Origin of the sequence: Sphingobium sp. (genome assembly GCF_036170395.1) — a bacterium.
Taxonomy (GTDB): Bacteria; Pseudomonadota; Alphaproteobacteria; order Sphingomonadales; family Sphingomonadaceae; genus Sphingobium.
Genome location: NZ_JAVHPD010000055.1, coordinates 39,399 through 54,837 on the forward strand (window position 1 = coordinate 39,399; position 15,439 = coordinate 54,837).

14 protein-coding genes and 1 pseudogene are annotated in these 15,439 nt (G+C 65.9%); 9 read left to right on the forward strand and 6 right to left on the reverse strand.

Annotated features, from left to right (window positions below; genetic code table 11):
• Nucleotides 1–5: 5 nt before the first annotated feature.
• Both V2B31_RS14240 and V2B31_RS14245 read right to left on the reverse strand, forming a co-directional pair.
• On the reverse strand, nucleotides 6–3,179 hold the full coding sequence (locus V2B31_RS14240) for an efflux RND transporter permease subunit (protein ID WP_328279624.1): 3,174 nt from the start codon (nucleotides 3,177–3,179) through the stop codon (nucleotides 6–8).
• 3 nt (nucleotides 3,180–3,182) lie between these two features.
• A complete protein-coding gene (locus V2B31_RS14245) occupies nucleotides 3,183–4,343 on the reverse strand; it encodes an efflux RND transporter periplasmic adaptor subunit (RefSeq protein WP_328279626.1) in 1,161 nt (386 codons plus the stop codon).
• 118 nt (nucleotides 4,344–4,461) lie between these two features.
• Between V2B31_RS14245 and V2B31_RS14250 the strand changes: the two genes are divergently transcribed.
• Together V2B31_RS14250 and V2B31_RS14255 are read left to right on the forward strand one after the other, a co-directional pair.
• Nucleotides 4,462–5,046: a TetR/AcrR family transcriptional regulator gene (locus V2B31_RS14250; protein WP_328279628.1), complete on the forward strand. Its 585-nt coding sequence runs from the start codon at nucleotides 4,462–4,464 to the stop codon at nucleotides 5,044–5,046.
• A 123-nt stretch (nucleotides 5,047–5,169) separates the two neighbouring features.
• Nucleotides 5,170–5,328 (forward strand): hypothetical protein, encoded by a 159-nt coding sequence (locus tag V2B31_RS14255; RefSeq protein WP_328279629.1) that lies wholly within the window; start codon nucleotides 5,170–5,172, stop codon nucleotides 5,326–5,328.
• A gap of 13 nt (nucleotides 5,329–5,341) precedes the next feature.
• Here the strand turns inward: V2B31_RS14255 and V2B31_RS14260 are convergent, their stop codons facing one another.
• The 4 genes from V2B31_RS14260 to V2B31_RS14275 all read right to left on the reverse strand — a co-directional run bounded on the left by V2B31_RS14260 (nucleotide 5,342) and on the right by V2B31_RS14275 (nucleotide 11,241).
• A complete protein-coding gene (locus V2B31_RS14260) occupies nucleotides 5,342–8,224 on the reverse strand; it encodes a M16 family metallopeptidase (protein WP_328279631.1) in 2,883 nt (960 codons plus the stop codon).
• Between the two features lie 140 nt (nucleotides 8,225–8,364).
• Nucleotides 8,365–8,937: a hypothetical protein gene (locus V2B31_RS14265; RefSeq protein WP_328279633.1), complete on the reverse strand. Its 573-nt coding sequence runs from the start codon at nucleotides 8,935–8,937 to the stop codon at nucleotides 8,365–8,367.
• Between the two features lie 169 nt (nucleotides 8,938–9,106).
• Nucleotides 9,107–10,489: a DEAD/DEAH box helicase gene (locus tag V2B31_RS14270; RefSeq protein WP_328279635.1), complete on the reverse strand. Its 1,383-nt coding sequence runs from the start codon at nucleotides 10,487–10,489 to the stop codon at nucleotides 9,107–9,109.
• A gap of 281 nt (nucleotides 10,490–10,770) precedes the next feature.
• A complete protein-coding gene (locus tag V2B31_RS14275; RefSeq protein WP_328279651.1) occupies nucleotides 10,771–11,241 on the reverse strand; it encodes a pyridoxamine 5'-phosphate oxidase family protein in 471 nt (156 codons plus the stop codon).
• 96 nt (nucleotides 11,242–11,337) lie between these two features.
• On the opposite strand from V2B31_RS14275, the gene V2B31_RS14280 reads away from it, so the two are divergent.
• The 7 genes and pseudogenes from V2B31_RS14280 to V2B31_RS14310 all read left to right on the forward strand — a co-directional run.
• On the forward strand, nucleotides 11,338–11,913 hold the full coding sequence (locus V2B31_RS14280; protein ID WP_328279653.1) for a NifU family protein: 576 nt from the start codon (nucleotides 11,338–11,340) through the stop codon (nucleotides 11,911–11,913).
• Nucleotides 11,914–12,116: 203 nt separating this feature from the next.
• The gene (tsaB, locus tag V2B31_RS14285; protein WP_328279639.1) at nucleotides 12,117–12,743 is read left to right on the forward strand and encodes a tRNA (adenosine(37)-N6)-threonylcarbamoyltransferase complex dimerization subunit type 1 TsaB; all 627 of its coding nucleotides are present in this window, start codon (nucleotides 12,117–12,119) and stop codon (nucleotides 12,741–12,743) included.
• Nucleotides 12,740–13,219: a GNAT family N-acetyltransferase gene (locus tag V2B31_RS14290; RefSeq protein ID WP_328279641.1), complete on the forward strand. Its 480-nt coding sequence runs from the start codon at nucleotides 12,740–12,742 to the stop codon at nucleotides 13,217–13,219. Before tsaB ends, V2B31_RS14290 begins: the two co-directional genes overlap by 4 nt.
• 113 nt (nucleotides 13,220–13,332) lie before the next feature.
• Nucleotides 13,333–13,758 (forward strand): MucR family transcriptional regulator, encoded by a 426-nt coding sequence (locus V2B31_RS14295; RefSeq protein WP_328279643.1) that lies wholly within the window; start codon nucleotides 13,333–13,335, stop codon nucleotides 13,756–13,758.
• Nucleotides 13,759–13,873: 115 nt separating this feature from the next.
• On the forward strand, nucleotides 13,874–14,296 hold the full coding sequence (locus V2B31_RS14300; protein ID WP_328279644.1) for a Fur family transcriptional regulator: 423 nt from the start codon (nucleotides 13,874–13,876) through the stop codon (nucleotides 14,294–14,296).
• Between the two features lie 7 nt (nucleotides 14,297–14,303).
• A complete protein-coding gene (locus V2B31_RS14305) occupies nucleotides 14,304–15,062 on the forward strand; it encodes a lysophospholipid acyltransferase family protein (RefSeq protein ID WP_328279646.1) in 759 nt (252 codons plus the stop codon).
• A 9-nt stretch (nucleotides 15,063–15,071) separates the two neighbouring features.
• Nucleotides 15,072–15,439 (forward strand): annotated as a pseudogene (locus V2B31_RS14310) (tRNA (N6-isopentenyl adenosine(37)-C2)-methylthiotransferase MiaB); the annotation flags it as partial.

A 15,439-nucleotide genomic window follows, 5' to 3' on the forward strand; every position in this document is an offset into this window, starting at 1 on the left:
GCTGTTCAAGCCTCCCGCGGCGCGCCGGGGGTCGCCCGGTCGCCTGCCGCCTCATGGTCCTTATGTTCGCGGAACAGCCGCTTCACCACGGTGAAGAAGACCGGCACGAAGAAGATCGCCAGCACCGTCGCCGACAGCATCCCGCCGACTACGGCCCAGCCGATCGCATTCTGTCCGCCCGCGCCCGCGCCCGTGGACATAGCCAGCGGCAGCACGCCGAAGATGAAGGCGAAGCTCGTCATCAGGATCGGCCGCAGCCTCAGCTTGCCCGCCTCTAGCGCCGCCTGCGCCGGCGCCATGCCCTCGCGCATCTTCTCTTCGGCAAATTCGACGATCAGGATCGCGTTCTTCGCCGACACGCCGATCGTCGTGATGAGGCCGACCTGCAAGTAGATGTCGTTGTCGAGTCCCGCCAGCGTCGCTGCGATCACCGCGCCGAGCACGCCGAGCGGCACCACCAGGATCACCGCGATCGGCACCGACCAGCTTTCGTATAGCGCGGCCAGGCACAGGAACACGATCAGCATCGAGAGCGCATAGACATAGGGCGCCTGCCCGCCGGACGTCTTTTCCTCATAGGAAATGCCGTTCCAGGCAAAGCCGATGCCGGGCGGCAGCTTGGCCGCCATCTCCTCCATCGCCTGCATCGCGGTGCCGGTCGATACGCCCGGCGCTGGGCTGCCCTGAATATTCATCGACGGCACGCCGTTATAGCGTTCCAGTCGCGCCGGCCCCTGCACCCATTCCGTCGTGGAAAAGGCAGACAGCGGCGCCATGGTCCCGCTGCTCCCGCGCACATGATAGGCGCTCACCGCATCGGGCGAGGTGCGGAACGGCGCATCGGCCTGAACATAGACCCGCTTCACCCGGTCGCGATCGATGAAGTCGTTGACGTAGGCGCCGCCCAGATTGGTGCTGATCGTGTCGTTGACGTCGGCCTGCGCGATGCCCAGAGCGCCCGCTGCCGCCTGATCGACGTTGAGCTTGAGTTGCGGCGTGTCCTCCAGGCCGTTGGGCCGCACCTGCGCCAGCCTCTTGTCGGCCATCGCCATGCCGAGCAGCTGGTTGCGCGCGGCCAGCAGCGCCTCATGCCCCAGATTGGCCTGATCGAGCAGCTGGAAATCGAACCCCGACGCATTGCCCAGTTCCTGCACCGCCGGCGGCACGAAGGCGAAGGCCATGCCCGCCTTGATCTTCTGGAACGCCATATTGGCACGCAGCGCGATCGCGGGAACGCTGTTCTTCTCGCCGTGGCGCGCCTCCCACGGCTTCATCCGCGCGAAGAGGATGCCGACATTCTGCCCTTGGCCGACAAAGCCGAAGCCGGCGATGGTGAAGATGGCGGCCACATTGCCCTTCTCTTCGGTGACATAATGCTTTCGCATACGGGCCAGCGCGCGCTCGGTTTCCTCGATCGTGCTGCCGGCGGGCAGCGACACCTGGTTGATGATGATGCCCTGGTCCTCTTCGGGCAGGAAGCCGCCCGGCAGCCGCAGGAAGATGAAGGCCATGCCGACAACGATCAGCCCGTAGACGATCATGGTCCGGCCCCAGCGCCGCTCGACCTTCTGGACGCCCTGGCCGTAACGGGTCACGCCCCTGTCGAAGGTGCGGTTGAACCAGTCGAAGAAGCGGCCGAAGATCGAGCCGATCGGGCCGTGCCAGCTATGCCCATGCTCCACCGGGCGCAGGATCGTGGCGCACAATGCCGGCGTCAGGATCAGCGCGACCAGCACCGACAGGATCATCGACGACACGATGGTGATCGAAAATTGCCGGAAGATGACGCCGGTCGATCCGCCGAAGAAGGCCATCGGCAGGAACACCGCCGACAGCACCAGGCCGATGCCGATCAGCGCGCCGCTGATCTCGTCCATCGACTTGCGCGCCGCCTCGCGCGGGCTGAGGCCCTCGGTCTGGATCAGGCGCTCGACATTTTCCACCACCACGATCGCGTCGTCGACCAGCAGGCCGATCGCCAGCACCATGCCGAACAGGGTGAGCGTATTGATGGTGAAGCCCGCCGCGCTCAGCACCGCCAGCGACCCCAGCAGCACCACCGGCACCGCGATCGTCGGGATCAGCGTCGCCCGCCAGTTCTGGAGGAAGATGAACATGACGACGAAGACCAGCAGCACCGCCTCGAACAGCGTCTCGATCACCTGCTCGACCGACAGCCGCACGAAGGTCGAATTGTCGACCGGGAAGTCATATTTGACCCAGACCGGGAAATTCTTCGACAGCTGATCGACCCGCTCCTTGACCGCCGTGACGGTTTCGAGCGCATTGGCCCCCGGCGCCAGCCTGATGCCGAAACCGGCGGCGGGATGCCCGTTGAACTTCGGTCCGAAGCCATAATTTTCCGCGCCCAGTTCGACCCGCGCTACGTCCGACAACAGCACCACCGAACCGTCGGGATTGCTGCGCAGGCGGATGTTGCGGAATTCCTCGGGCGTGCGCAGCCGCGATTGCGCCGTGACCGTGGCGTTCAGCGCCTGCCCCGCCGGGGCCGGCACGCCGCCGATCTGCCCGGCGGACACCTGCGCATTCTGCGCCCGGATCGCATTCTTGACGTCGCTGGTCGTTACCTGGAGCGTCGCCATCTTGAAGGGGTCGAGCCAGATACGCATCGCATATTGCGATCCGAACAGCACCGTGTCGCCCACCCCGGTGACGCGGCTGATCGGATCCTGCAACGACGACGCGACGAAGTCCGCCGTATCCTGGCCGTCATGGATGCCGTCGTCGGCATAGACCGCCAGGATCAGGAGGAAGCTCGCCGCCGACTTGGCGACGCGCAGCCCCTGCTGCTGCACTTCCTGCGGCAGCAACGGCGTCGCCTGCGCCAGCTTGTTCTGCACCTGCACCTGCGCGATGTCGGGGTCTGTCCCCTGCTCGAAGGTCAGGGTGATGTTGAGATTGCCCGATCCGTCGCTGGTGGACGAGAAGTAGCGCAGATTGTCGATGCCCTTGAGCTGCTGCTCGATGATCTGCGTCGTCGTGCTCGCCAGCGTCTGGGCGTTCGCGCCCGGATAGGTGGTCTGGATCGTCACCGCCGGCGGCGCAATCTCGGGGAACTGCGCCACCGGCAAGGACCGGATCGCGAGCAATCCGGCGAGCATGATGACGATGGCGATGACCCATGCGAAGATGGGCCGGTCGATGAAGTAGCGGGCCATGGCTTATCGCGCCCCGCCCGCGGCGCCATTCTGCCCGGCGGTCACCTGCTGCGGCGCGCCGGGTTTGACGACCGTGCCGGGGCGCAGATTGACCAGCCCCTCGACGATCAGCCGGTCGCCGGCCTTCAGCCCCTTGGTCACGATCCACTTGTCGCCGACCGCGCGATCCACTTCGACCTGGCGCATCTCGACCTTGTTGTCGCGGCCCACCACCAGCGCGGTCGCGCGGCCGCGCGCGTCGCGGCTGATGCCCTGCTGCGGGGCGAGAATGGCGTTGGTCCGCTGCCCTTCCACCAGACGCGCGCGGACATACATGCCGGGCAGCAGCAACCCGTCGGGATTGGGGAAACTGGCGCGCAGCGTCACCGCGCCGGATGTCGGATCGACCGTCACTTCGGAAAATTGCAGCCGCCCCTCGATCGGGTAAGCGCTGCCGTTGGGCAGCAGCAGCTGGATGCGCGCGCCGCCCGCCTCACTGACCCCGCCCGCCTTCATCGCCTGCCGCAGGTCGATGATCTGCGCGGCCGATTGCGTGACGTCGACATAGACGCTGTCGGTGCGCTGGATCGTCGCCAGCGGATCCGCCTGCCCCGCCTGCACCAGAGCGCCGGGGGTGAAGAGCGACCGGCCGATCCGCCCGGAAATGGGCGCGCGGATGCGGGTGAAATTCTGATTGACCTGCGCCGCCTGCACCGCGCCGCGCTGCGCCGCGACGGTCGCGCGGGCTTGGCTCGCCGCCGCTTCGGCATTGTCATATTCCTGGCGACTCACGGCGTTGATGCCGACCAGCTCGCGATAGCGCTGGGCCTGGAGGCTGGTCGACCGGATCGCCGCCTGCGCGTTGGCGAGCGACCCCTGCGCCTGCGCCAGCGCCGCGCGATAGGGCGCATCCTCGATCTCGTAAAGCAGCTGCCCGGCGCTGACGTAGCCGCCCTCCTCGAAGGTGCGGCGACGGATCACCCCGCTGATCTGCGGCCGCACCTCGGCGGTCTCGCGCGCAGTGATCCTGCCCGGCAGTTCGTTGATGAGAGGGGCCGATTCGACCTTCAGCGTGACGACGCCGACCGTAGGGGTCTGCGGCGGCGGCGCTTCCTGCTTGCCACATGCGCTGAGCGCCAGCGCGGACGCGCACGCCAGCAGGCCGATGAATGTCCCCTTTTGCATCGTCTGATTTCCATTTTCGACGGGATCGATATTGCGGAATGAATGTTCATTCCACTTGTCGGTGAAAATAGATCGTGGCAGGGATAATTCAAGAGCCTTGAAGCGGCGGGGGGAAATTTTGGTTGCAGCGCACAACGAGAAGGACGGGCGGCAGCGGATCTTGTCCGCCGCACGCAGCTTGTTTGGCAGCAACGGCTTCCACCAGACGCCCATGGTCGACCTCGCAGGCGCAGCAGACGTGTCGGTGGGACAGATCTACCGTCTCTTCAAAAGCAAGGAAGAGATTATCGCGGCGCTCGTCCGGGATCATGCTGACCAATGGTGCAACGACATGGCCGAATTGCGTCAGCGGCTGGACGCGGGCGGGTTGAGCGTCGAGCGCACATTCGAGGAAGTGCTGCTCTACGGCATCGATGAGGAAGAGGATGGGCTCGCTTTCGACATCATGGCGGAGGCGTTCCGCAACCCCGCCGTAGGCGAGACGATCGGCGACATGTGCGCACGGTTTCGCGAGTTTATCCGCTATTTCGCCTGCGCCGCAAACGAACGGCTGACCGGCGACGCGCTGGACGCCGCCGAGGATCTCGTGCTCGCCTGCCTGTTCGGCCTCAACCACCGCGGCCTGTCGCGGCCCCGGATCGGCACCGCGCAGACCGCGCAGCGATCCGCGCGGATGATCGTGGCGGCGCTGCGCGTCAGCTGATCCACATCCTGCCCCGCGCTTCCGTCGGTTCGCCGCAGGTGCGAACATCTTCGACGCTATCGCCGCAACCCGCCAAGCCGGCCCGGCATTGGGGACGCCAAACAGCAAAGGGAGGCACCCAGAATGACGAACAGCGGCCGTTTCGACCGGGGCTATTTCGCCGAGCGGATGGAGCGCAATCGCGCGCTCGCCGACCGCGCGACCAACCCGCGCATCCGCGCGCTGCATCTCCATTATGTCCGGCTCTACGCGCAGTTGATAGACGAGGTGCTTCCCGCCTGACGTCGCCGGCGCATCAGCGCGCCGCGACGCCCTCGGGCAGCACCACCGCCGACCAGCTTCTGCCCGGCACCAGATATTTGGCGGCGAGCGCCTGCAACTGCGCGGGGGTGACGCTCAGCATATCCTGCGACATCGTGTTCATCGCGTCGATATAGCGCGGATCCTGGGTCGATCCCGCCATCTGCTTCATCCAGAAGCTGTTGCCCGTGCTCGCGCGCAGCAGCAACTGCCGCATCGGCGCGACCGCGCGTTGCAACTCGTCGTCGCTGACCGGCGTCTTGGCAAGGTCGGCGGCGGTCTGCTTCACGACATCGTAGAAATAGGCGACGCGGTCGGGCCGCACCTGGCTGGTGACGAGGATATAGCCGCCGCTCTCGAACGAGAAGGGCCAGTTATTCTGGACGCTCGGCGAATAGGCCGCGCCTTCGGTCGACCGCAGCTTGTCGAACAGCCGATCGTTGAAGATCTGGGTCAATATCTCCAGCTGCCGCGCCCCCTTCTGGAGCGTGAAGCCCCCCGCCGTGGGCCAGGCCAGCACGGCCGCTGCCTGCTCCTTGTCGCCCTTGTGCCGCAGCACCACCGGCGTTTCGACATGGGCGGGGAAGCGCATCGCCCGGTTCGCGGCGGGCACCGGCACGTTGGGCCGTGCCGGCAGCGCGCCGAAGGTCGCGGCGACCGTCGCGATCGCTTCTTCCGCCTTCACCTGCCCGAAAATCTGCACCTCGATCGGCCCCGACGCCAGCAGCGGCTCCCAGGTCGCCCGGAACGCCTGCGGCGTCAGCGCGTCGATTTCCGCCCGTGTCGGCGTGCGGAAGCGCACATCCTTGTCGTGCAACAGCCAGTTGAGATCGCGCCCGATCACCGCGTCGGGCGACCGCGACAGCGCGTCGTAAGCGACCGCCGCGCCGGTCTTGACCCGCCCGATCGGGGCCGGATCCCAACCCGGCGCCGCCAGCTTCGCTGCGAACAGCCGCAGCTGGTCCTTATAGTCGGCCGGCCGGGTCAGCGCCGACAGCTCGAAGGCGTCATCGTCGATGTTGAAATCCATGCCGATCCGCCGGCCGTTGGTCAGCTCGTCCAGCTCGCTTTGCCCCAGCGTGCCGATCCCGCTCGCCATCAGCGCATAGTCCGCCGCCCATCCGGGGACCGGCTTGGTCGGCGAAAAGGCCTGCTGCCCATGGCCGAAGCGGACATTGACGCGCACCTTCTCGGTCTCGACATCATTGGCGAACAGGGTCAGCTTCACCCCGTTGGAGAAAGTGATGCTCTCCATCCCCTGAAGGCCCACCGGCGCGCGCGACACGACGGTTCCGGGCGGCCCGAATTTGGGCAGGTCGTCCATCGTCACCGCCTTGTCGGCCAAGCGCACATTGGCCGCCGCTTTGACCGGCGCGGCGACCGCAGCGGCGAGCTTCGCCTCGGCCCCCGGCAGCGTCTTGCCGCTGACCAGCAGAGCGCGGAACACGCCGGCGGTGAACAGTCGGCGCGTCGAATCCAGGATCTTCTGCGGCGTCATCGCCGGCCGCCCGGCGCGGAAGATGTCGACCGCCGCCTGCGGGCTCACCGTCGTCTCGCGAATGTCGACCGCGCTCACCAGATCGCTCGCCTGCTTGGAGCCCGGCTCGGTATCGGCATTCTCCACACCGATCGCGAGCGCGGTGTCGAGCTGCGCATATTCGCGGTCGATCTCCGCCTGGCTCGGCGGCGCGGCCTTCGCATCCTCGATGATCCCGCGCACGTCGCGCAGCGCCTTTTCCCAATCGTCGCCGGTCGGCACGATCGTCAGGAACGTGCCGTCCACCGACCGCGCGACATCCTGCTGGTCGACGCTCGATTGCAGGAAGCTGCCGCCGGCCCGCGCCGCCCGCTCCAGCCGCCGGCTGACGATCTGGAGCGCCAGCATGTCGGTCAGCTTGTCCTGATTATAGACGATGGTGTCGGCGTGCGGCTTCCAGGGCCGCAGCCACGCCATGGTGAGGCCCAGCGGCACGCCCGGCTCCACGAAAATCCGCGTCGCCGGCTGCTTGGCATCGGGCGCGCCGAAATCGGGCAGTTCCGCGCCCGGTCCGACCCCCTGCCAGCTCGAAAAATTATCCTTGATGACCTGCTCGGCCAGCGCCGGATCGATGTCGCCCGCGATCGCGATCACCGCGTTTTCGGGACGATACCAACGATTGTGGAACGCCTCGACCTTCGCCGCCGTCGCCGCGTTCAGCGTCGCGACCGTGCCGATCGGCGCATGGTCGGCGAGCGGCTGGCCGGAAAAGAAATGCAGCCGGCTCGCTTCGGACAGGCGCGATTGCGGCCCGTCGCTCTCGCGCTTCTCCGCCAGCACCACCGCGCGCTCGGCCGCCACCGCGCTGTCGACGATATTGGGGTCGGTCATCATCCCGGCCAAGATCTTCATGCTTTCGCCAAGGCTCGCCTGCGTCGCCTGCGGCAGGTCGAGCGCATAGGTGGTCCCGGTCGGCGTCGTCTGCGCATTGCTGTCGCTGCCGAAGGTCACCCCCAGCCGCTGCCAGATGCGCTTGGATTCGCCATCGGGCACATGGCGCGACCCGCGCATCGAGAGATGCTCGATATAATGGGCATAGCCAAGCTCGTCCGGCCGCTCCATCAGCGACCCGGCATCGATCCGCAGCCGCACGGACACCTGCCCCGGCGGCACCCCGTTGCGCCGCACCGCATAGCGCAACCCGTTGGACAAGGTGCCGAACCGCCACGCCGGATCGATCGGCACATCGCTATTCTCATAAAGCCACGGCCGAACCTGCGCCTGAGAAGCGCCCTGCGCGGCCTGGGGAGCATCGGCTGGCGCGGCGACCAGCGGCGCGCCGGAGAGCAGAAGAGCGATGATGCTGAGCGAAGCGGCCGAACGGCGTGGGGATAAGCGCATAGACGGCAAGCCTAGCGCCCTTTTCCTGAATGACCACTGACAAGTGGGGCAGGTGGGGGTGGCGACCAGGTGTGACTAAGAGGGTGGATTTCATACGGTCTGCTGTCTGTTCCAACCGCAAGCGTGAATTTCGCCGTGACCTATTTGCCTCTCCACTCGCTGCTCTTCAGAAGGATTGCTGACAAATCCTGCCAATCCAATTCAATGGATTCCTGCTGAAGACGTTCACCATTGAAATCCCTAAATATCATCGCGGGCGTCGCGCCAACTGGCGTGACCGTCACACCTGGGCGCGAGCCTTTACTTCTCGACAAGGTGCCAACCCATGCTGCGTTGCCTTGCCAGGCGGCCAAGATCAGTTTGTAAGGGCGACCATACCGATTGGCGGCTTCATAGCCGTAGATGATGATGACGTCCGGTTGGTCGCATCCCGGCGTTTCGCCAGCAATGCCGTTGGTGCGCTGAGACGATACGAATTGTCTGTGATGTTCGAGTGCGTTCCGAAGAACGATTCCATCAAGACCCCAACTCTTACGGAACTTGCAAAACTGCGTTGATGGCTTGATTGCAAGCTTACCCCGTTGCTGGACGTGAAGCCGGTTATCGTCAGGGAACTCAGTGCTCGCCATTTTTTGCACCTGCTCCGGCACCGGACTTCTCTCGCAGGCCGCACAGGCTAGGCACAGTAAGATAATGGACGTGCGCGTCAGCATTTCCCGATACTATCATCCAAAATGCGGCCAACCGGTTAATGTCGGCTTTGCCGCTTTTCGGCCCTGACCCCGCGTCCATAAATGGTCGAACGCCGACCCATAAAAGGAAAAGGCGGACATGCACTCGCACATCCGCCTTCCCAAAATCACGGCCGCCATGCGCTCCGCCTCAGCGTGGCGCGCCGGTCCGCTGCACCGCGCCCTTGTGCGCGCCGACACCACCGCCCCCGCGACGACGCCGACGCGGCGCGCCGTTAGCGCCCTCGCCTTCGCTCCGCCGCGCATTGCCGGGCGCACCGCGCGCGGCCTTCTGCCCATCCTGATAGCGGCGCTGCCCCTCGGCCCTCTTCGCCTGCTGAGCGGGCGACTGGCTTGGCCCCTTCTTCGGCGCGGCCGGCTTGGGCAGATTTCGCACCGCCTCCATGAAATTCTCCGGCAGCGGCGCGATGTCGAGCTTCACCCGCGTCGCCTTCTCGATGGCCTTGAGATAAGGCCGCTCGTCGTCCGCCACGAAGCTGATCGCCACGCCCTCCGCCCCGGCGCGCGCGGTGCGGCCGATGCGGTGGACATATTGCTCCGGCACGTTGGGAATCTCGAAGTTGATGACGTGGCTCACGCCCGACACGTCGATGCCGCGCGCGGCGATGTCGGTCGCGACCAGCAGCTTCACCTTGCCCTGGCGGAACGCCTGGAGCGCAGTGGTGCGCTGGCCCTGGCTCTTGTTGCCGTGGATCGCGAAAGCGTCGATGCCCGCGCCTTCGAGGAAACGCACGACCCGGTCCGCGCCATGCTTGGTGCGGGTGAAGATCAGCGCGCGGTCGATCTCCTCGGTCTTGAGCACGATATGCAGCAGCGCCTGCTTCTCCGCCTGGTTGACGAAGGTCGCCTGCTGGCGCACCCGCTCCGCCGTGGTCGATTGCGGGGCTACGCTGACCTTGACCGGATCGTTCAGGAACTGGGCGGCCAGCGCCTCGATCTCCTTGGGCATGGTCGCCGAGAAGAAGAGATTCTGCCGGCCCTGCGGCAGCATCTTGGCGACGCGCTTCAACGGATGGATGAAGCCCATGTCCATCATCTGGTCGGCCTCGTCGAGGACGAAGATTTCCGTGTCCTTGATGGTGAAGCAGCGCTGGTCGATCAGGTCGAGCAGGCGGCCGGGCGTCGCGACGACGATGTCGACGCCTTGCGAGAGCGCACGGATCTGCTTGTTGATCGGCACGCCGCCGAACACCGTCTCCACCGACAGCTTCAGGAAGCGGCCATAGTCGCGAAAGCTCTGCGCGATCTGCGCGGCGAGTTCGCGGGTGGGCGACAGCACCAGCATCCGGCAGCCGAGCTTGGGCGTCGGCTTGGGGTTGCAGGCGAAATAGTCGAGGCTGGGCAGCGCGAAAGCCGCCGTCTTGCCGGTGCCGGTCTGCGCGATGCCGCACAGGTCGCGTCCTTCGAGCAGGACAGGGATCGCCTTCTGCTGGATCGGGGTGGGGGTGGCGTAATTCTTGGCGGCGAGCGCCTTCAGGATCGGCTCGGAAAGGCCAAGTTCGGTAAATTCCATGGATATGCTCACAAGTCGGCCGGGCGCCGGCCTGGTGCGAAAGGCAGCCAAGGGCGCGAGGCGGGTTACGAAACGACCCGCGTGAAAAGGGAAGCCTCAAAGCTTAGCGCAGACTGTCATTGGCCGGTCCAGCCACCCTTCGGAGGTGCGGACGATCACGCTGCCAATCGCTAGGGGGCCATGACGGCCATCCGCTGCGCTGCGGCGCATATGGCGCAGCGGCAGGCAAAAAGCAAGCGGCCCGGACATGCCGGGCCGCCGCATCGGTCATTCAGCGAAGATTAGAGCGCCACTTCGGCATGCTTGCCCTTCATCTCCGCGCGCACGTCGCCGCCGAACATCATCTTGAACACGCCCTTCAAGGACAAGTCCGCCAGCCAGATTTCCGCCGTGCCCAGATCGTAACGGAGCATCAGCAGATTGGGATCGCTGCGCCCTCCGGGATACCAGGCCTCGACCTGCTTCGACCAGTAGCGGTCAATCACCGCCGGATCGGTTTCCGGCGTCAGCGTCCCTTCGATGCAGGCGAACAGGTCGTGATCCTTCGCCGAAAATTGCGCCATTGCGGGGCCGCCGGGGGCCAGCCGATTGTCCTTGGAGGTGTAGAACCAGAAGCAGTGATTGGCGGCGGGGTCGAGCTGCGCCGTCATCGGCAGGCTATGCTCGGTGCTGCCGATCAGCCCCACCATCAGGAACGGGCTTTCGGACAGCTCCTTCCAGAAACGATCGCGAATTTCGGCTTGGTCGGTCATCATCCTGTCTCCTTGCTGCACCTTCCCCCAATCGCCCGCCGCCCGCGAAGTTCCCTTATGCTTGATCTTCACCGCGTTCGTAGCCACATGCGCATCATGCTGATCGAGACCGAAGCCACGCCGAACCCGGCGACCGTCAAATTCCTCCCCGGCCGCATCGTCATGGGGTCGGGCACGCGCGATTTCGCATCTCCCGAGGAAGCCGAAGCCTCGCCGCTCGCCGACGCATTGTTCGGCCTGGGCGACGTCACCGGCGTCTTCTTCGGCAGCGACTTCATCTCGGTCACGATCGCGCCGGGGGCGCAATGGTCGGACGTGAAGCCCGACATCCTCGCCATCCTGCTCGACCATTTTTCCGCCGACATGCCGCTGTTCGCGCCCGGCTCCGCCGCCGGCATCAGCGTCCCGGCCGACGAAGACTCCTTTTCCGACGACCCGGAAGACGCCGAGATCGTGGAGCAGATCCGCGATCTCATCGACACCCGCGTGCGCCCCGCCGTCGCCAATGACGGCGGCGACATCATCTATCGCGGCTTCGACAAGGGCACCGTGTACCTCAAGATGCAGGGCGCCTGCTCGGGCTGCCCCTCCTCCACCGCGACGCTCAAGAACGGGATCGAGCAACTGCTCAAACATTATGTCCCCGAAGTAACCGAAGTCCGCGCCGTTTAATCATCCTCCCCTGCAAGGGGAGGGGGACCGCTCGCGAAGCGTGTGGTGGGGGGGTGTCAGCCTCTCGATAGCGCGACGACCCGCCGTCACGCGCTTCGCGCGCGACACCTCCCCTTCCATGGGAAGATGGAGCCACCCCCAAGCCATTTGGCAAAATCCGCCCGATCGATTAACCGCAAGGCGAATCTTGACGGGAGTATCGCTTGCGCCTTCTGGTGATCGACACCGCGACCCAGGCATTGTCCGTTGCCCTGCTGGAGGATGGCGCGCCGATCGGCCGGTTCCATAAGATTGTCGGGCGCGGCCATGCCGAAGCGCTGCTGCCCGCCATCGCCGCCCTGCCCGACGGCGGCCGCGCCGACGGCATCGCGGTCGATGTCGGCCCCGGCAGCTTCACCGGCGTGCGCATCGGCATCGCCGCCGCGCGCGCCCTCGCTCTCGCCTGGGCGATCCCCGTCCATGGCTATAGCAGCCCGTCGCTGATCGCGGCGACGGCGGCGGCGCACCATCCCGGCGGCCCGATCGCCGTCACCATCACCGGCGGCCATGGCGAACTCTTCTGGCAATGTTTTGAAAGCGACGGGCTGACCCCCCGCACCGCCATCGCCTCCACCCCGATTGCCGATCTGGCGCAGGACATAGAGGCCGACAGCTTCTACGGCACCGGGGCCGAAGCGCTCGTCACCGCGCGCGGCGCAGGCGCGGCGGTCGCCCTTTATCCGGACGCCGCCGACTATGCGCTGATCGCCGGCCTTCCCCCTCTGCCCCCCAGCCCCATTTACGGCCGGGGCGCCGACGCGATGACGCTGGCGGAGCGTGCCGGCTCATGATGCCCGACATCGCGCTCGACACCTATGAGGAGGCCGATCGCAACGCCATGGCGGATGCGATGGCGGTCATGGCCCGCGCCTTCGACCCCGCTTATGGCGAGGCGTGGACGCTGCCGCAGCTCTCGGGCGTCATGCTGATGCCCGGCACCTGGCTCACCATCGCGCGCACCGACGCCGCTCCCTTGGGCTTCGCGCTCGTCCGCTCCGTGCTCGACGAATGCGAACTTCTGCTGCTCGCGGTCGATCCGCTCTGGCGCGGCCGGGGCGTGGGCGAAACGCTGCTGCGCGACAGTCTGCGCACCGCCCGCCGACGCGGCATAATTTCGATGAACCTGGAAGTACGTTCCACGAACAACGCCATAGGTTTATACGAGAAAGTCGGTTTTGAATATGTACATCGCCGGCCCGGTTACTATCGCGGTAATGATGGCCAACTTCATGATGCGCTCAGCTTCCGCAAGGATATGCATATGTAGCTCAGCAAGCCCTTGCACATCGCGCTGTGAGGGTCTAGCGATCCCGTACCGCTCCTGAAATGATTTTCCTCGGGCGGGTCGCACTACATACAGCCTTCGCAGGAAACCAGAAAATGGAAAACGAATCAGCCCAGAGCGAACTGCTCATTACTTTGACGTCGGACATCGTCGCCGCTCACGTCTCGAACAACAGCGTCGCTGTTGGCGACGTGTCCACGCTGATCCAGAATGTCCATGCGGCGCTGTCGGGCCTCAGCCAGCCCGCGCCTGCGCCCGAAGTGAAGCCGGAGCCGGCGGTTTCGGTCCGCTCCTCGATCAAGCCGGACTACATCATCTGCCTGGAAGACGGCAAGAAGCTCAAGATGCTCAAGCGCCATTTGATGACCCATTATCAGATGACGCCGGAAGATTATCGCGCGAAGTGGGGCCTGCCCGCCGACTATCCGATGGTCGCCCCCAACTATGCCGAGCAGCGCCGCACTCTCGCCAAGAAAATCGGCCTCGGTACCAAGCGCCGCCGCACCCGCGGCGCAAAATAAGCGCTACCGCGCCAGACGAGCATGACAAGGGGCGCGTCGCCGACGCGCCCCTTTCCTGTATGCGTAAAAGCCGCTAGGCTTCTCCTTCCTTCGCACCGCCAGCAAGCGAGCCTGCATGAACCGCAAAATCGACGTCGAAGCTCTCTGCCATGAAAAAGGGCTGCGCATCACCGAGCAGCGCCGGGTCATCGCGCAGGTCTTGAGCGACGCGACCGATCACCCGGATGTGGAAGAACTGCATCGCCGCTCCGCCGCGGTCGATCCCGGCATCTCGATCGCCACCGTCTATCGCACCGTGCGCCTGTTCGAGGAAGCGGGCATCCTGGAGCGTCATGATTTCGGCGACGGCCGCGCCCGTTACGAAGCCGCGCCCGAAGCGCATCACGACCATCTGATCGACGTCGAAACCGGCAACGTCATCGAATTTGTCGATCCCGAACTCGAACAGCTGCAAAAGCAGATTGCCGAAAAATTGGGCTTCCGCCTGGTCGATCACCGCATGGAATTGTACGGCGTCGCGCTCGACCGCAAGAACTGATCCCGCCTTGGGCGCGCTGCGTCGCATCCTGCGCATCGGCGCGCTGGTCGCCAGCCTGGTGCTCTGCCTGCCGCTCCATCTGCTCTGGCGTCTCGCCCGCCGCCCCTCCCCCTGGCCCCGCCGCTTTCTCGCCATGGCGGCGCGATCGGTCGGCGCGCGCGTGCGGGTCGAGGGCCGGCCGACCAGCGGCGATATGTTCCTCCTCGCCAACCATGTCAGCTGGATCGACATATTGGCGCTCGGCGGCGCGACCGGCGCGGCCTTCGTGTCGAAGGATGATGTCGCCGCCTGGCCCGCGATCGGCTGGCTCGCGGCGCAGAACAACACGCTCTTCGTCTCGCGGGAGCGGCGTGGCGCCCTATCGGGACAGATAGACGCATTGCGCGCCGCCATGCTCGGGCATCAACCGGTCGCGCTCTTCCCCGAAGGCACCACCGGCGACGGCCGCACGCTCCTCCCCTTCAAGCCCGCTTTGCTCGCCGTCCTCCTGCCCCCGCCCCGCCCGGTGCTGATCCAGCCCGTCCATATCGACTATGGCGAAGCCGCCGCCGAGATCGCCTGGGCAGGCGAGGAAGCCGCCGGGGCGAACGCCGCGCGGCTGCTCTCGCGGAAGGGACCGCTCCGCGTCACGATCCGCTTCCTAGAACCCTTCGATCCGGCGACCTGCCCCGACCGCAAGGCGATCGCCGCTCTCGCGCGGACAAGCATCGCCGCCAGCATCGCCGCGCATCAGCGCCCTTCCGCTGATCGTCCGCCCTCTGTATAGCGGACCCATATGAATCGTCACGACGCCTCCCGGACTCCCGCCAAGACCAGCCCTACGACCTTCCACGTCAAGAGCTTCGGCTGCCAGATGAACGTCTATGATGGCGAGCGCATGGCCGAAATGCTGGGCACGCAGGGCATGACGGCGGCGGCGGACGGGGGGCAAGCCGACCTCGTAATCCTCAATACCTGCCACATCCGGGAAAAGGCGGTGGACAAGGTCTTTTCCGACATCGGCCGCCTGACGCGCGAGGACGGCAGCCGCCCGATGATCGCGGTGGCCGGCTGCGTCGCCCAGGCCGAAGGCGGCGAAATCCAGCGCCGCGCCCGCAATGTCGACATCGTCGTCGGCCCGCAGGCCTATCACCGCCTGCCCGA

What these genes read in the sequence shown, in the direction of transcription:
- V2B31_RS14265 (WP_328279633.1), bottom strand. Translation starts at nt 8,937, where the DNA reads ATGCTGACGCGCACGTCCATTATCTTACTGTGCCTAGCCTGTGCGGCC.
- V2B31_RS14280 (WP_328279653.1), top strand. Translation starts at nt 11,338, where the DNA reads ATGCTGATCGAGACCGAAGCCACGCCGAACCCGGCGACCGTCAAATTC.
- V2B31_RS14260 (WP_328279631.1), bottom strand. Translation starts at nt 8,224, where the DNA reads ATGCGCTTATCCCCACGCCGTTCGGCCGCTTCGCTCAGCATCATCGCT.
- V2B31_RS14300 (WP_328279644.1), top strand. Translation starts at nt 13,874, where the DNA reads ATGAACCGCAAAATCGACGTCGAAGCTCTCTGCCATGAAAAAGGGCTG.
- V2B31_RS14270 (WP_328279635.1), bottom strand. Translation starts at nt 10,489, where the DNA reads ATGGAATTTACCGAACTTGGCCTTTCCGAGCCGATCCTGAAGGCGCTC.
- V2B31_RS14295 (WP_328279643.1), top strand. Translation starts at nt 13,333, where the DNA reads ATGGAAAACGAATCAGCCCAGAGCGAACTGCTCATTACTTTGACGTCG.
- V2B31_RS14290 (WP_328279641.1), top strand. Translation starts at nt 12,740, where the DNA reads ATGATGCCCGACATCGCGCTCGACACCTATGAGGAGGCCGATCGCAAC.
- V2B31_RS14255 (WP_328279629.1), top strand. Translation starts at nt 5,170, where the DNA reads ATGACGAACAGCGGCCGTTTCGACCGGGGCTATTTCGCCGAGCGGATG.
- V2B31_RS14245 (WP_328279626.1), bottom strand. Translation starts at nt 4,343, where the DNA reads ATGCAAAAGGGGACATTCATCGGCCTGCTGGCGTGCGCGTCCGCGCTG.
- V2B31_RS14240 (WP_328279624.1), bottom strand. Translation starts at nt 3,179, where the DNA reads ATGGCCCGCTACTTCATCGACCGGCCCATCTTCGCATGGGTCATCGCC.
- V2B31_RS14275 (WP_328279651.1), bottom strand. Translation starts at nt 11,241, where the DNA reads ATGACCGACCAAGCCGAAATTCGCGATCGTTTCTGGAAGGAGCTGTCC.